This window comes from Xenorhabdus griffiniae, assembly GCF_015163655.1.
Classification (GTDB): Bacteria; Pseudomonadota; Gammaproteobacteria; order Enterobacterales; family Enterobacteriaceae; genus Xenorhabdus; species Xenorhabdus griffiniae.
Window position 1 is genome coordinate 1 of record NZ_JADEUF010000102.1, and the last position, 14,925, is coordinate 14,925.

At 42.7% G+C, this 14,925-nt stretch carries 16 protein-coding genes and 1 pseudogene; 5 read left to right on the forward strand and 12 right to left on the reverse strand.

Going from position 1 to position 14,925, the window contains the following annotated elements; genetic code table 11:
- Nucleotides 1-140: 140 nt before the first annotated feature.
- Complete coding sequence (locus IQ211_RS14565; RefSeq protein WP_189760724.1) at nt 141-662, reverse strand: type VI secretion system baseplate subunit TssF; 522 nt, start codon at nt 660-662, stop codon at nt 141-143.
- 268 nt (nt 663-930) lie between these two features.
- Here IQ211_RS14565 and IQ211_RS14570 point away from each other — a divergent pair, with 268 nt between their 5' ends.
- The 5 genes from IQ211_RS14570 to IQ211_RS14590 are packed head-to-tail and all read left to right on the forward strand — an operon-like array spanning nt 931 to nt 5,622.
- The gene (locus IQ211_RS14570) at nt 931-1,332 is read left to right on the forward strand and encodes a TIGR03757 family integrating conjugative element protein (protein WP_189760725.1); all 402 of its coding nucleotides are present in this window, start codon (nt 931-933) and stop codon (nt 1,330-1,332) included.
- The gene (locus IQ211_RS14575; RefSeq protein ID WP_189760726.1) at nt 1,329-2,297 is read left to right on the forward strand and encodes a TIGR03756 family integrating conjugative element protein; all 969 of its coding nucleotides are present in this window, start codon (nt 1,329-1,331) and stop codon (nt 2,295-2,297) included. The genes IQ211_RS14570 and IQ211_RS14575 overlap by 4 nt, the downstream gene beginning before the upstream one ends.
- 12 nt (nt 2,298-2,309) lie before the next feature.
- On the forward strand, nt 2,310-3,752 hold the full coding sequence (locus IQ211_RS14580; protein WP_189760727.1) for an integrating conjugative element protein: 1,443 nt from the start codon (nt 2,310-2,312) through the stop codon (nt 3,750-3,752).
- 8 nt (nt 3,753-3,760) lie between these two features.
- Nucleotides 3,761-4,111: a hypothetical protein gene (locus IQ211_RS14585; RefSeq protein ID WP_189760728.1), complete on the forward strand. Its 351-nt coding sequence runs from the start codon at nt 3,761-3,763 to the stop codon at nt 4,109-4,111.
- Nucleotides 4,108-5,622, forward strand: coding sequence for a conjugal transfer protein TraG N-terminal domain-containing protein (locus IQ211_RS14590; RefSeq protein ID WP_189760729.1), 1,515 nt, complete (start codon nt 4,108-4,110; stop codon nt 5,620-5,622). The genes IQ211_RS14585 and IQ211_RS14590 overlap by 4 nt, the downstream gene beginning before the upstream one ends.
- 336 nt (nt 5,623-5,958) lie before the next feature.
- Here the strand turns inward: IQ211_RS14590 and IQ211_RS14595 are convergent, their stop codons facing one another.
- The 11 genes and pseudogenes from IQ211_RS14595 to IQ211_RS20200 form a co-directional block, all read right to left on the reverse strand.
- Nucleotides 5,959-6,429, reverse strand: coding sequence for a GNAT family N-acetyltransferase (locus tag IQ211_RS14595; protein WP_189760730.1), 471 nt, complete (start codon nt 6,427-6,429; stop codon nt 5,959-5,961).
- 90 nt (nt 6,430-6,519) lie between these two features.
- On the reverse strand, nt 6,520-7,803 hold the full coding sequence (locus IQ211_RS14600; protein WP_189760731.1) for a hypothetical protein: 1,284 nt from the start codon (nt 7,801-7,803) through the stop codon (nt 6,520-6,522).
- A gap of 169 nt (nt 7,804-7,972) precedes the next feature.
- On the reverse strand, nt 7,973-8,800 hold the full coding sequence (locus IQ211_RS14605; RefSeq protein ID WP_189760732.1) for a nitroreductase family protein: 828 nt from the start codon (nt 8,798-8,800) through the stop codon (nt 7,973-7,975).
- Nucleotides 8,779-9,969, reverse strand: a complete 1,191-nt coding sequence (locus tag IQ211_RS14610) for a YcaO-like family protein (protein ID WP_189760733.1) — start codon at nt 9,967-9,969, stop codon at nt 8,779-8,781. Before IQ211_RS14610 ends, IQ211_RS14605 begins: the two co-directional genes overlap by 22 nt.
- Before the next feature lie 3 nt (nt 9,970-9,972).
- Nucleotides 9,973-10,746: a SagB/ThcOx family dehydrogenase gene (locus IQ211_RS14615; RefSeq protein ID WP_189760734.1), complete on the reverse strand. Its 774-nt coding sequence runs from the start codon at nt 10,744-10,746 to the stop codon at nt 9,973-9,975.
- Nucleotides 10,727-11,821, reverse strand: coding sequence for a SagB/ThcOx family dehydrogenase (locus IQ211_RS14620; RefSeq protein ID WP_189760735.1), 1,095 nt, complete (start codon nt 11,819-11,821; stop codon nt 10,727-10,729). The genes IQ211_RS14615 and IQ211_RS14620 overlap by 20 nt, the downstream gene beginning before the upstream one ends.
- A gap of 10 nt (nt 11,822-11,831) precedes the next feature.
- Entirely contained in the window at nt 11,832-12,932 is a 1,101-nt protein-coding gene (locus tag IQ211_RS14625; RefSeq protein ID WP_193836407.1) for a SagB/ThcOx family dehydrogenase, read from the reverse strand.
- Nucleotides 12,919-13,851, reverse strand: coding sequence for a hypothetical protein (locus tag IQ211_RS14630; RefSeq protein ID WP_189760737.1), 933 nt, complete (start codon nt 13,849-13,851; stop codon nt 12,919-12,921). Before IQ211_RS14630 ends, IQ211_RS14625 begins: the two co-directional genes overlap by 14 nt.
- A gap of 185 nt (nt 13,852-14,036) precedes the next feature.
- A complete protein-coding gene (locus tag IQ211_RS20195; RefSeq protein WP_399478402.1) occupies nt 14,037-14,309 on the reverse strand; it encodes an MBL fold metallo-hydrolase in 273 nt (90 codons plus the stop codon).
- 199 nt (nt 14,310-14,508) lie between these two features.
- Nucleotides 14,509-14,694 (reverse strand): hypothetical protein, encoded by a 186-nt coding sequence (locus IQ211_RS14640; protein ID WP_189760739.1) that lies wholly within the window; start codon nt 14,692-14,694, stop codon nt 14,509-14,511.
- 137 nt (nt 14,695-14,831) lie between these two features.
- Nucleotides 14,832-14,925: pseudogene (locus IQ211_RS20200) on the reverse strand (IS982 family transposase); the annotation flags it as partial.

Genomic DNA, 14,925 nt, shown 5'->3' on the forward strand with positions numbered 1-14,925 from the left:
ACTATGTCAGTGTAAGCTATATGCCCTATTTATAATAATGAGATTATCAGTAATTATCTTTCCTTATTCCGCGTATAAAATTGGGAAAGAAATACTCATCTCATTTTGAAAATCTATTGAGATAGTTGTACCAGCAATTATCATTTAATGAATTGAGATTGCAGAAATCCGACCTGCCAGTGATCGGCAACCGCGCCCGTCTGGCGCAATGTCACAATGATCTCGCTGTATTTCCGTGTTTTTTGGATCTGCTTATCCAGGACAATGAAAGGCTCAATATGCAGGGGCCGACAGGTGTGAAACCGTAAAGTGTATTCCCCCTCAGCGGTGGTTATCGGTACGCCCTGGGGGATATCGACGGCACCCTGATGAACGCCCTGATGGGGGGTGAATTGGATGACAGTTGTCGGTGGCACAGGGCGCAGGGTATGTGGCCAGATGCGACCCAACATTTCATGGGTTATTTGCGGAAAGTCGTCTTCAACGGTGCTGCGCACATTTGAAGACAGCAGTGCAGTCCCTTCCAGCAAACGCTGGATATCCGGGTCATTGGGATGATCCAGAAACGGGGCTAAATGCGGATTTTCGGCGGCGGTTAACTTAATCTTTTCGCGCAGATAAGCCAGTTCTTGCAGGTACAATGATTCCTTGTTGTTTTTCATTGATTGCTATCCCTTATGTTACGACGAATAATTGATCGGCATTTTTTTGAGGAAGTTTATATTAAATGAAAGTATTAAAAGGAAAGGTTGCCTGCCACACAGATTGATTAATTAAAAATGTTAATTTCATTATTTTTTATAATATGGGGGGATTTGATGGGCGGTGTCGGTTCTTTTTTGCCATCGGCAAAAAAGAATTGTTTGCTGACTTATCCGGATTTTTTCCGCACGCTTTCCGTCTGTGTTCAGAGACGACGGGCAGGTGGGAATGAGAAAGCGCTATACCTTATTATTCTGGCTGGGATGGATGCTCGCATCAGCGAGTCAGGCCAAAACGGTGATTTATACTGACAGTCAACATCCTCCCGTCAACCTTTCCCCGGACACACACATTGTCTGGCTGGATGCGGTTGAGCAACATCAGAGACAAATCTTCGCTCACTTGTCTGCCGACCCTCAGCAAGCTTTGATACAGGCACAGGCGATACTGCAATCTCCCCACTGGCACCAGCAGGAACAGCCACTGATTCAGTCTTATCGTGCTGTTGTTGAAGCTTGGCAATCAGGTGTGCGCAAGTACCCTGCCGTGGTCTTTGATGACCGGGATGTCGTGTATGGTACAGCGGATGTGGCAAAGGCGAGCGCCCTCAGGGAGCAAAGTCAACGATGAAGACATCACGCCTGGCTTTTCCTGTTGCTATCACGCTGATGGCGGCATTTGCTCCCTTTGCGCAGGCTGCCCTCAACACTGCCCAGATTGTGGCCAGCAGCCTCTCACCCGCCTGTATTCAGTGGCGGGTCAGTGGTATTTGTTACTGGCTGTTTTGTTCCTGGCATGGCTGCACAGTAAAAACGTCTGTTAAAGTCACCCATTATCTCCCCGAAGCGGTGGTATCCACCTATCACGCCCCCGGCGGCAATCCGTGGTCAGAAATGGCACAGGTCCGCCGGTTATCCGGCGGACTGGAAAATGCCGTCACCGGAGCGTTCTCCCACCTGACTGCCGGCGGCGGCAACCATAATAACCAGATTTCAGGCCAGCGCCGTACCAGCCTGCGTTTCAAATACGTGGATGCCATCGGGCACCCCGCGACCCGCCTGATAGGTGGACAAATTCCCGGTTATTCCTGCCGCAGTGCGGCCACACCATTGATGCCTTATTTTCTCAGTACACTGGATACCGTGCCGTGGCGCACCGGGTTACCGGAATCGTTCTACCCAGAAGCGCTTATTCCCGGTCAGCGGGCGCTGGGCAGCCAAACGGCCGCCAATCTGTGGGGCACTATTTACCCGCGCTCAGGCTTTGTCAATCAGGTCGATGATGACAAGGCATCTGCCGTGGTGGCGCAGCGGGTGGCGGATATTATCACCCGCGCCGGGCAACCGCATGTTTATCAGGCACTAAAAGGTCAACGCGCTGACGGTTATTGGCCACCGAAGCCGGTGACAGAAAATACCGGCACCAAAAATCATCAATGGCAGCGGTTATCACCCCGGTTAAGTCAGTCCTGCGCGGTGTTTCCGGATGGTGAACACACTGCCGCAATCGATGGCAATCAGGCCTATGCCCTGTGGCAACCCTACAGCTGTTGTCAGCGCCGGGGACAGCGCTTTTTGGGCAGTACTGATATTTAAAAAGGAGGTTTTATGCCGAAAAGAAAAGCCGTGTGGCTGATGGTCAGTTTGCTGGTCAGTGGGATATCGCAAACGGGATGGGCTGAAAACGGGTTGACGGTTTCCCTGCCCCAGGTCAATCGCGGTGCCTTGGGCTATGGTGCTGATGTCTCTGGTGCTGTCTCCGATACGTTGTTTTATACCCTGGGAGGTGGTTCAGTGATGTCGCAGCCGGCCACCCGCGGTTCCCTGACCAAACTGGGCGGGCTGGAACTTGGCTGGAGTTCCGATTTGATGTGCGGCAATTTTGATTTAAAAACCACAGTCAGTAATCAGCTGAATGGCATTACGGAGGGGCTTAAGAACCTGATGAGTGAGGTGATCCAGGGGGCCACCGGTGCGGTGGCGAGTTTACCCGCCATGGTCATTCAGCGTGCCAATCCGGGACTCTATGACATGCTGACCAACGGGGTCTTGCAGGCCAATGTGGCGTACGACAAGGCGCAGTTTACCTGCCAGAATATGGCCCGACGGATGATGGATTTTGCGCAAAACAGCAAATGGACACAATCGGCTGCCCTACAGGAATATAAAACGCAGGTAAACAGCGGGGATGCGGATGCGGTGAGAGTGAATAATGCCGGCATCAAATCCACCGGGACAGGCGGGCATCAGTGGATTGGCGGGAAGAAGCAGGGGGGTAAAGGACAGCGTGCCATCCAGCCCACCCGTGATTTAGCCAGTGCGGGGTTTAATATGATGAATCAGCTGCCGGTACTGAGCCAGTCGTCAGTCAGTACCAAACAGTGTGATGGCGGGGCCTGTCGCCAATTCCAGAATGCCACTGAAGCGGCGGAGGCCGTGGTGAAAGTGCTGGGTGACCGGGCTATCCGCACTTGTGCCAATGCCGCGGAATGCACCAGTGGCGGGGAGTCCCAGCAACCGGGGGCAACGGTGGCTGGCACCGGCTTTGCGCCGATGTTGGAAGAGAACACCAAAGCCAATATTGGACAGCTGGTGAAACTCCTCAATGGCACGGAAAAACCCACCGCCGCCAATCTGGCTAAACTGAAAACGGGCAGCCTGGCGGTGACCAAAGGTGTTATTCAGGCGTTGCAGCGAGACCCGGACAGTGCCGCGTTGACCGCACGTCTGGCGGGGGAACTGGCGATGGCCGAGACCACCGAGACGGCCTTGCTGATGCGGCGGATGCTTATTACCGGCATGTCAGAGCCCAATGCGGCGGCCCAGCCGGAGGCCCTGGCCGAAGGGGAACGGCGGATTGATGCGCTGGACAGGGAAATCAATGCACTGAAAAATGAGATGATGCTGAAACGGGAACTGTCCCGTAACGCCATTCTGACCATTATTGAACGGGATAACCGCCGGATTGAAGCCCATCCCCAAAAGCAAGTGCCGGACAGCACCGATGCCCGTTTTTATCAGCTGGAAATACCCCACAGTGAGCGGCGGTAAGGTGGAGCATGACAGAAATCCCAAAAGACTATGTCATTCAGTTAGTGAGAAAAAGCCTCAGGGCAAGCCTCATTATCACTCTTGTCATCATTATTACACTATTGACGGGCTGGTTGGGGTTGACCCATCCCGAAAAAGCGTCCGTCCTGCATCACTGGATGGAAAAAACCGGTATTCTCTGGCGAATCTGGCGGTTCGGTCTGTATCTGGTGCTGGCCTGGGGTGGCTGGAAAATCGGGCAAAGGACAACACACCAGCCGGAATACCGTGCCGCGTTGATACGGATGATGGTGGTCAGCCTGCTGTTTATCCTGCTGGGTGAATATGCCCTGTCAGACTCGATTGAGGGAATATCATGACCACCAACAGTTATCTGGAATACTTTCTGACCCTGCTGGGCTGGGTGGTCAATAACGGGTTATGGCAAGTTCTGATTGCCACCGGGCTATTTACAACCCCTTTAGTGATAAAGGTCATCGCTGTCTGGCTGAAAGTGAGGGAATGCGGTGAAGAGGACGGTCATGGCGGATTACAATCGCTTGCCCGGATCGAAAATACGCTGTATGGCGCCTTTTTCGTGATGGTAGTGTGCTGTGTGCCGCTGGTCAATGTCAGCCTCAGTACCCTCCAGTATGACCCGTCCCGTGCCAAGAGTTGTGGCACCTGGACACCGCAGGCACCGGATAAAAGTGGCTATGCGCCGGTGATTTCCAGTCTGAATAATCAGACGGCGGCGGTGCCCCTGTGGTGGGCCATGGTACACCGGCTGTCAAAAGGGTTAACGCAAGCGGCAGTTGCCGCCATTCCCTGCCGACCGGATTTAAGGCAGCTGCGTTTTGACGTGCAGCACACTCGTATAAGTCACCCGGTACTGGCGGCAGAATTGCAGGATTTTACTCATGACTGTTACGCACTGGCACTTTATCAGTGGAAACAACGGGATCAGGGACAAACCACCGATGCGTCCAAACTGAGTGATATCGACTGGCTGGGTAGCCGCACCTTCTTAGCCGGCGATTACCGTACGTTACAATCCCGAACGCCCCGAGTATCATTTCCGTGGCATGAAAGCCGGGACAGTGGCCGGCCCAATACCGGGCAGGGCGGTTATCCCACCTGCCAGGCTTGGTGGTCAACCCCCAAAACCGGACTGGAGGCTCGGGTATTGGCCCAGTCCGATCCGGGATTATGGCTGCGTTTGTCGGCTGCCCTCAAAATGCTGGGCAAAGAATCCCGGGAATATAAAGAAGCGGTGATCCGCCGTCTGGTCAGCCCGGTCAATCTGACGGTCTCTCAGGAAGGCCATGTTTACGCCGGTTATGGCGGCAACGCCGATTTCACCCTGTTGAATGCGGGTAATCGGGTCGGTGCGGCGGCGGGAACGATATTCGGGGGATTGATCAGTGCCCCGATGTTTGATGCGGTGCGTCAGGCGCTGCCGATGATGCAGGCGGTGATCCTGATGGCGTTGTATATCCTGATCCCGTTGATCCTGCTGTTTGCCGCCTATGAATTTAAGCCGGTACTCACACTGACGTTCGCCCTGTTTTCTTTGAATTTCCTGACCTTCTGGTGGGAAACCGCCCGTTGGCTGGACAGCTATTTACTGGACGCCCTGTATGGCTCAGACACCCATAGCCTGTTGAATCTGGCAGGCATTCAGAATACCTCGGACGATTTGATTATGGGGCTGGTGATGGGCACATTGTTTATTGTGCTGCCGATGGTCTGGTTGGGGGCATTGGCCTGGGCCGGGGTGCGGTTGGGGGATATGGCCGGCATGATGAGCCAGGGCGTGGGGCAGGTCAAGCAGTCAGCTGGCATGTTCGGGCAAATGGTGATGCAGAAACTGTTGTCGAAGGGAAAATAGTGAGACACGTTTTTTGTCATAAAGGGGGGGGATCGTTGTCCCATCAGAATACTCTGAAAAACGTGTCACTTATTACTCTTCCTCATCATATTTGTCGTGCTTTTGTTTTTTAAGCAGACTAAATGCAGATGAATATAGAGCTGCAATCTACCGTCGATGTCAGCGTGATTTTGGTCTTGCAAACGGGATGTGTTCATATAGTCGTATCATGCATCAATTCGAGGGCTTCTTTTTAGGCATTTGTCAGATTAATGTTCATGGGCGCGATTCTGATCTGATACGAATGAAAAATCAAGTATCTTCAATTATGATGAGGATATTGAGATAGGCTATAAGTTATATTTTCTTAATTAAGCATATCTCACGAATTTTGCAACCAAGAATATTAACATTTTTATATTTTCCAGAGGGAGTGAAGCCAATTTTTTCATAGAATTTTAAAGCTCTAAAATTATCTTTTATAACCCATAGTGTAACAAATTTGAAACCTGATAATTTCAATTCTCCAAGGGCAGCATATATTAATTTTTGGGAATAACCCATTCCCCAATACTTCTGATAAAAATAAATGGCAAAAATTGATCCAGTATTAGGGTCATCTCTTGAAACACCAAATGAACAAAATCCAAACATTTCATCATCATATTCAGCAATAAGAGTTTTAGGAAAACCAGTGTCAGAACGATTTAATCTTTTATACCAAGATTCTGCTTTCTCATAGACAGACAGCTTCCCAAGTTTCTTTTCTGGAATAACATGTTTATAAGCAGCTTGCCATGATTTAACATGTAATAATGCAATTTTCATTACATCATATACACATGCTTTTCTGATTTTACATATCATAATAATAAAACACTCTGGTATTCTCTGTGAGAATAAAATTGTTAGAAAAAATCAAAAAATAGTATTCAAGTCTAAATGAGTTGGATACAGAGATAGGATACTGTTAAAATAAGACTGATGTTCAGTATAACCGAACTTATCTTCCATGAAATGGAAATAACGCATGCGAAGGCGTTTTGCAAGTTTTAATAAAATTTCTTGTCCACCATCTGTTTGTGCAGCATTATTTTCTGAGTTATAAATTTCATCAAGGATTTTGAATAAAACACTGCTAATTTTATTAATATCAACGTTGATAGAGATATTATCAATCTCAGCAACGTTATTCTGGATAAGACAACTGAACCAAAAAAGACCATTCTCAGCATCAGAACTAGCTAAGATGCCGCCAGATGATGAATTTTTCCAATATCTACCTCGAAAAGAACGAAGTAGGCGTTCAGCTAAAATTAATTCTTGAGTGATAGGTACTAATTCACCGAATAAATCCTTACATGATTCCAGTAAGAGCCAGACAGACATATCAACGCGAAACTCTTCAATACCGGCATACTCCAAACCCAAGGGTATTTTTTTTACAGCTGCACCGAATAAAGGGATAGGTCCAGAACCATGTAGTAATTCATGAAGAGTCAACCACAAAACAAAAGCTTGGTCTAATTTTTCTTCGGAAACATTAACCAAAATACTGGGGGCACCATTAACTATAAAATGATCGTTAAGTAATGGAGCAGTTAGATGATTAAATCGAATTTTGATAATGTTATGAAAAAGAATTGAGCGACGATAGTTAATTTGTCGTGTAGAATCGCTCCAACCAGAAAAATAAAACGGGCTAAATAGAGCTATATATTGCCCAAGGCCACGCCTGAACGCTCCTTCGATTAATCCAATATCATAAAACTCAATATGACGCCCATGAAAATCGAGCGAGGTTCCAAAAATACGGCTACCCAGTATATCAAGATTATTTTCAATAATATCAACTAAGTATCTGATTTTAGCTGTACGACATGCTGCTAGCAAGCCCTGTTCAGCAGGTTGACCTTCCATTGCTCTCATTAATCCCAGAAACACAAAACATTGAGCATCTTGAAGCTGCCCGAATTCGGCAACAGCGTCATCCCAAAAGCCACAGTTCAGTCCATTGAGGATACATTGATTAAGTTCAGTTTGAACCTGTAATACAGGAGAAGGCAGAACAGCCTGAAACAAATTTGCTACGTTAACATAATCGCCTTCGCGGACTGCAAGACAAAGTTCATGCCAAGGAAGAGAAAAATTTAAATCTAATCCTACAGGTAATTCGATAATTGCATTAGTTAAATTTTTCATTTTGTGTCTCCAACGATAAACACCAAGTAGTAGCCGTTTCGTCAATAAGAAGGTTAGGGTCTTGAGCATCGATTAAGTAGTCAATAGATAAGTTTAATCCCAATGTTTTTGCAACAAAGCGAGCTTGCTCATTAAGATGGCCTAAGTCTAAAAAAAGGTCTTTCCAGGTCTAGGAATGACGATAACGCCATTGATATTGTTCAAAATTCCATTTAACCCGAATGAAGGCAAAGAAATTTTGACCATCACATTTTTCCGAAGAAACTAAAATTAATGAATGATATCGCATATTATATTCATAAATTTCAACGTAATTATTATTGCTAGTGGTTACGTTTATCCTGAAAGGATGACGGCATCCCTTTGACGGCACAGCTTTAAGAACTACATCTAAAACATCTAGAAAACGTGCTACCCGAAGTTTCCCAAATGTCCAAAAAAGTAAAAAACCAAGCTTCTCAAATTTTGCTATCGGTTTATAACTTGATGGATAAAATGCTGGATGAGGAAGGCGACCTGTTTTAATATGAGAGTTCAGTAAATAAGTGGGTGGTGGAGGCGATATATTTAAATATTTTTCCATTTGATGTCGATCTTGATTATATACATCTGGTTCTGAGTAGTTTGCATGGTAAAGAATAGATTTACCACAAATATAACCAGCAACATCAGTTCCAGATAATGGAAAGGAAAACGTATCTGTCCAAACTGATTCTCTATCAGAAAGGTCAAATAACCCGAGTTGTGCTAACTGGTCAATAATAGGCCACCATAACTCTTCATTCCAATTGAGATCAACCCTAATTGATTCTAAGTTTATTAAATTATCAGTCTGGCATAATTTATTTATAAGCCGAAAGATTTCATCATTTGGCTCCGATATCTTAGCTTTCCTTAATTGGGCTGGATTACAAGTATACCATTCACCAGATATACTAATCATAGTGAAAAACTTACTAATTTTAATATAGTTACTTATGAAAAAGGGTGAAGGCATTTTATTCCTCCTTTCCAACAAAAAGGAAGATTGGCAGGAAGGAAGCATTGTACTGACTGAAGCCCCAATAATTCAGATAATGGTGTTGAACGATCTATAATAAAACAATCATTTATATTTTTCTTATTTACATTAGAAGAAATAAATGAACCAATATTATTCTTGCACGCATCATGAAATTTTAGTTGCTTAAGTGTTTCCTGAGCAACTTCCTTCATCATATTAGCTTCAAAGCCCGAAGATATTTTGTATTTATCTTCGTGGACTAATTTTGGCCATATTTCAAAGGAATGTACAAGTTGTCCATACAATTCGTTGATAGCATGCAATCTTGCTTGCTGGTCAGAAGTATCAACACCACAGCCTGTGATTAAAGCAGGGCTGTTGATACCATCTCCCAAAAATAATGCCAGATAAAAATTGCAAGCGTTTTCTAGATTGATGTGAGAAAGCCAGATAGAACCACCAAGCTTCTCAATGTATGAAGCCAGTTCGTTTCCTATAATATCAACATTTGCCATATGTACAGAAGGTAAACCGCTTCGCCAAATATCTTTCAAAATAGCTCGTTCCAAAGCTTCATGGAATCCGTTCTGTACTGCATTTTCATATAAAGAATGTACGGCCATTCCAGTAGAGTCGGGGAAAACCAAAGGTTCTTTGACAGTAGCCAAAGATTCGATCTGTACATATTCGAGAGGTAAGAAACTTTGGCGATCATCTATTTTATTTTTGCATGTTATCCACCAACGTGGATTATCAGTTTCATGGCGAAGCTCTAAAAGATTAGCTACTGAAGAATGTATATGTCCTTTTAATTCTCTTGATGATGCAAAATGAATTTCTTCAGCAGGCCGACAAAAAGCGCCTACCCGTTCTATCGCCTCTGCACGAGCTTTTAAAAGAGCACAATCAGGGTTGGAATCTATACCTCTGCCAACCAATAAACGCGCAGTGCCATCAAAACATGAGACATTCAATATAGCTATAGCTATATGTAATAATACTGTATTTGAGATATTTGATTTTAACCACATCCTGGCATAATCACTGGGCAAGGTTCCATCAGGCCAAGAATATCCATATTCACGGTAAACTGTGGGAAGTTGACATAATGGATTATCAAACCATGCTGATAAAAAGGCACGGGTTTTATTATCATTAGACATAGATCACCCTTCTATTTTCTTGCCTAAAACCATGGCATAGAGCACACACTCCCATGGGAAATCAAGACGTAATGTTGAAGCGCAGAATTCATCGTCAAAGCCACCAATAACAATGTGTGGGACACTCATCTTAGTCGCGGCTAAACAAGCATTTTGGGCTATATGTCCTGTTTCTAATAGTATGTAGCGGTAGCCACGATCACCATATTTGGGACAAATTTTCAACAATTTTCCTACCCACATGATAATTGCTGATGCAGATGAATAATCAATATGGTGTGTATGAAAAAGTAGAGAAAAATCGGATGGTAAGCTTATTTCTTTATTTTCAATTAGCTGAGTAGTGAGTGGATCGTAAGTAAAAGCTGCCATTGGCAAATCCTCTACTTCCCGGCAAAGTACTAAAGATGAAACAGGAAATAACCCCCCAGCTGAGGGAGCAGTGCGACATAGCCCTACAGGACTATCGTGTATAATACCATTAGCACACCATAAAATATCTAACAAATCATGAAGTGTGAGTGGTATTTGACCAAATCTGCGTGCGGACTGTCGAGAACGCAAAGTCTTTGAAAAATCAGATAATCGAGCATCATAGGGTGAATAATCTGTTTTTACATTGTTTCTTTTCGACTCAAAAATTAAGTCCTCGAATGGAGAAGATGGCTCATACAAATGACCGAAACTTGATATAAAGTGAAAAGCCAAGCTTGCTTTCGAATGTTTTGGAAAGCGATCATCAGAAACATCATTCCTATCAACCGATTGCGACGACATATAGAGGTGCCTCCTCATAGCCATTCATACCCATGATACGGTTAGCATAGTCATCCTCAAAAGCTGGAGTCAAAAAAGTACTGAAATGAAAAGCCGTTCCAAGGAGTATATATTTTTGAGCTAATTCAGCTGTATTTATCATTAGAGTTCGATATGCTCTAGGGTGACGATACCTATACATATAGCGCAACCAAATTGCAGATATCACAAAAGCACAAGCACAACCCCGTATACGTTCTTGTCCAATACACATTTGGATTAATTCGTCACATAGATCGCCATGACGTATGAGTGCTACGCGATGATCTAATGGGTCATAGTGATAGATACCTGGTTCTAAACCAGATACATTGAATGCGAAGAAATAGCTTTCTAATGCTGAGAATGATGAATTAAACAGCCTTTCAGGCTGATTTTCGAGATACTGTTCTGCTTCTTTCCTTAATCTGCGCGTTTCAATATTGGCGAAATGCAGGATTGTGCTTAACTCATTTTGATCAATTTGTTTTTTTTTCCAGGGTTGGTTAGATCGCCGCCGTAGAAGTAATTGCTCCATGGGTTCTTCAGGAAGAACGTTGGGAGAAGGAAGTGCAATATATTTCTTATCACTGTAAATTTTCCAAAAATCCGGTATAGGTTCTTTTTTGATTAAATCAGACAGCATCTCACGTTGTTGTTTTATTGGATCTTCCGATTCTCTATCTAAATAAGGCAAGTTTCTTGTGCATAAGTGCATCACAAGTGCTTCCAGCCAACCACGATCGATCCAGTGCGCAACTGCTTTTTCTTGAGGGTTGGCTATTGATGCATCTTGAAAAATATTAGATTCATAGAGATTTAAAATGACATCCAATGCAGTATCTACATCAACTTCAAGAATATTCGCGAACGTTTCTCTGATAGCAGAAATTGATTGAGTATTGGAAATACTGGCTAACGCACTTAATATTCTTACATCTGGCATGACATATGTTTCTCCCTGTAACAGGAGATCTATGTGAATTTTTTTACCAAATCGAATACGGAAAAATGGATTTAGCTTAAGTTCATTCGGCATTTCTATTACATTTGTCATATCTTTCACCCTAACCAATGAATGCAAATGAGGAGGCAGCTTCATTGAGTCCATCAATTCCCAAGAAAGCTTCAACTTCCTTCTCTGAAAGGGAATATCCACGAAAAGAACGACGTTCAAGTGATGAAGCCAGGTATGCTAATGTTTGCATGACATGGCCAAGGTCATGTTGCATAACACGATACGAGCGACCTTCTCGATAACGGAACATGCTTCTTTCAAATATTGTACTAAAGAGAAAGACCAGGATAGGTTCGAAGCTGAGCCGCGATCGGTGGCCTAGTACTTTTTCGAATAGTAGTTCGCTGTGATCCCCCGGAATGAGCAAAGATAATCCATGGTGCTTGACGCTATAATGGTAAAGGCCTTTGGCTATGTTTTGGCAGTGTAAAATTACAATGTAAGCCTCAGTTGGATGCCGACTACCACCAGAAGGTGAGGTTTTTGCCACATGGACTCCAGTGAGAGGTAGGCGTCTTGTTGCAGTTTGACCGACGCTTAACTTCAGCAGATAAGCTAGTTCATTAATACTAAATTCTCCTGTTCTATTACCTCTTGAAACTTCTGCTGAAAAAATTTCATTTAGTCCGATTATTTTTTTTTCATTTATTTCATTAAGTTCAGGCAGTTTGATGAATGGTAAATTTTCATAGAGCTTATAATTAGATGGTAGCGACTCTTTTTCCAAATATTCGCGCATTTCGGCTTTATCTTCGAGTCCCTTTGGATCTGCAAGGTAATCCATTCTAATCAATCTAGTTGTATAGAAATGATATTGAATCGCTTCTTCCCATCCGTGTTCTCTCCAAGTTCCTCTAAACTTATCAATATATTTATGAAGCGGATCATCTTGCTTAATTACCATCTTTATTTCTATAAGTTGATTAAAAGAAGCCTCAATTGTTTTCTTGGGAAAATCAAATTTCATACTAATTTGGTTTACAGCATCATCTAAATAAACCCAATCAGACAATATACTTTGCATAACTAAAAACAAGGGTTGTGTGAGAAGGTTACTAAAGTAAGTATCTAAATTTGATATATTTCTAATGAAAAACCCTTTTGGTGTATTAATTCCATTAACACCCATAGCCATTCTAATTTTCATCATATTTAACCTTCATTAATCGATTAGCTTCTCTTTTCACCCATCGGTTAAAGTGAGTTTCTGGATCGTTATTGAAATATGAAAAAATAGGATCTCTTACATCGTATCTCTGTGTTTTAAATACACCATCATTCGATTGAAAAATACGATGTAATGTTGAATAGACTCTTGAATGAAAGTATAAGACAAAATAAGGTATTTCAGCCGATTCGCAGGCCAATAAAGCAGAGGCGCTAACTCTAATATGCAATGAAACATATGGAATAAATAATTTGTCTAACTTTATTCCTGACGGAGAAAATTCTACAACATACTCTCTTATTGTATTTGAAGGAAGTATAATTTCTATTCCATATCTAACTTGTTGTTTGCACAATATTGCAATAGAACTATCAATACGTTCTTTTTGCTTTTCTAGCCATGGAACAAACTTATTTTGCAACCAAATAGAAACTGCTTTTTCTAGCCTGTCAATTCCAAGACATTTAGGGTCATCATCTTGGAGCGGAGATAGACTCTTTGTCGGGTCTACTCTTGGGCGGTCAAAATTACCCGTACTTTTGACTATTTGAGAACCCTGTATATCTAGCTTAGGTATTCCATTGACCACTGAAATTATATCACCAGGTAGTAATGTAACCATTTCTATCCCTGGTAGATAAGGCTTGATCTCTTCTATAAAATCCTTTGGGTGCATGGGGAAACTATAATAATTTGCCCAATCATATTTCCCAACGTATTTCATCCCAGAACAACTTGGAGCAAAAAATAATGGTTCAAGTGCTTTTATTCCTGTTAAGATATTCTCAATGTCAGTACTAGGGAATTCTATGTCCCAATATGTTAAAAACCGATGTTGTACATCTGGATAAGCACCTATCAGTACAGGATTATTACTGCAAAATGTTTTTATATACTGCACTTCATTAATATCTAAATAATGATCGCCGGAATATACAACCGCATCTTTTCCATCTTTAATGGTAAACCTAAATTGGAAATCCTCAAGGATTTTCTCACCAGTAAATAGAATTTTTAGTGAGTTTATTTCTATTGTTTCACCTGTTTTTGCAATTTGAAAGTTACTAAAACCGAGAATACTGAGACCTAAAATTTGATGCTCTGCGATGGGGGGTAAATGACTAATGCATCGCGATTTATCATCGATAAACTTTCTAGCTCGAAATGCCCTGGATGTTGATGAGTAATAATTATTACATCTATTTTTGGTAGTTTATCAATATTTATAGTTCGGTTTGGACAGACTTGTGCAGTTCCAGCTTGAAACACAGATTTAAGCAACGGTTCTACCAATATCGTTAGATTGGTTGTTTCAATAAAATAACAAGTGTGACCCAAATATGTCCATTTCATAGGCATAACCTATTTATTAATGGTGGAATTCCTGATTATAAGAATTAGCCACCTTGTGTTAGTAATTTTCTTTTTTGTCTTAGAAATATGCCCTTAAGATACCTTTCTTTTCTAAAGAGCATATTTCCAGAATAATTTCAGACAATATTTAGCACAATCCATATTTATGAATATAGATTAGTTGAATATGTAAGCTGAATAAATTTCAGCGAATACAGCACTGTTCCATTAATTTTGCGTCTAAAGGATCAGTTTTCGATTTGATAACAAACAAACCTTTTGGTTGGTCTGTTCCACTTGGCTTGATCATCTGTGTTGTTCTACTGAGGCTTACCGAAATTTTTTCAAGATCACTACTCGATACTTTGTTTAGTGCGTCAGAATCTTTCATTTTTCATTCCTCATGTTTTTGAATGAAACCATCAAGTTATTCGTTTCTGCATTGTTAACAGAGTTAATATAATTATTTTTTAACAATTTATTTACTCTCAGATAACAACTGAATTTAAACTAACGCGATGCTCAACTTTAACACCCAATAACGAGCGTTTGTTGAAGCCAGTCGCGTTGTTTTTTACCTTGTTTAAAGTTGGCAAAAATACCCAATGTGTGAGAAAGCAGC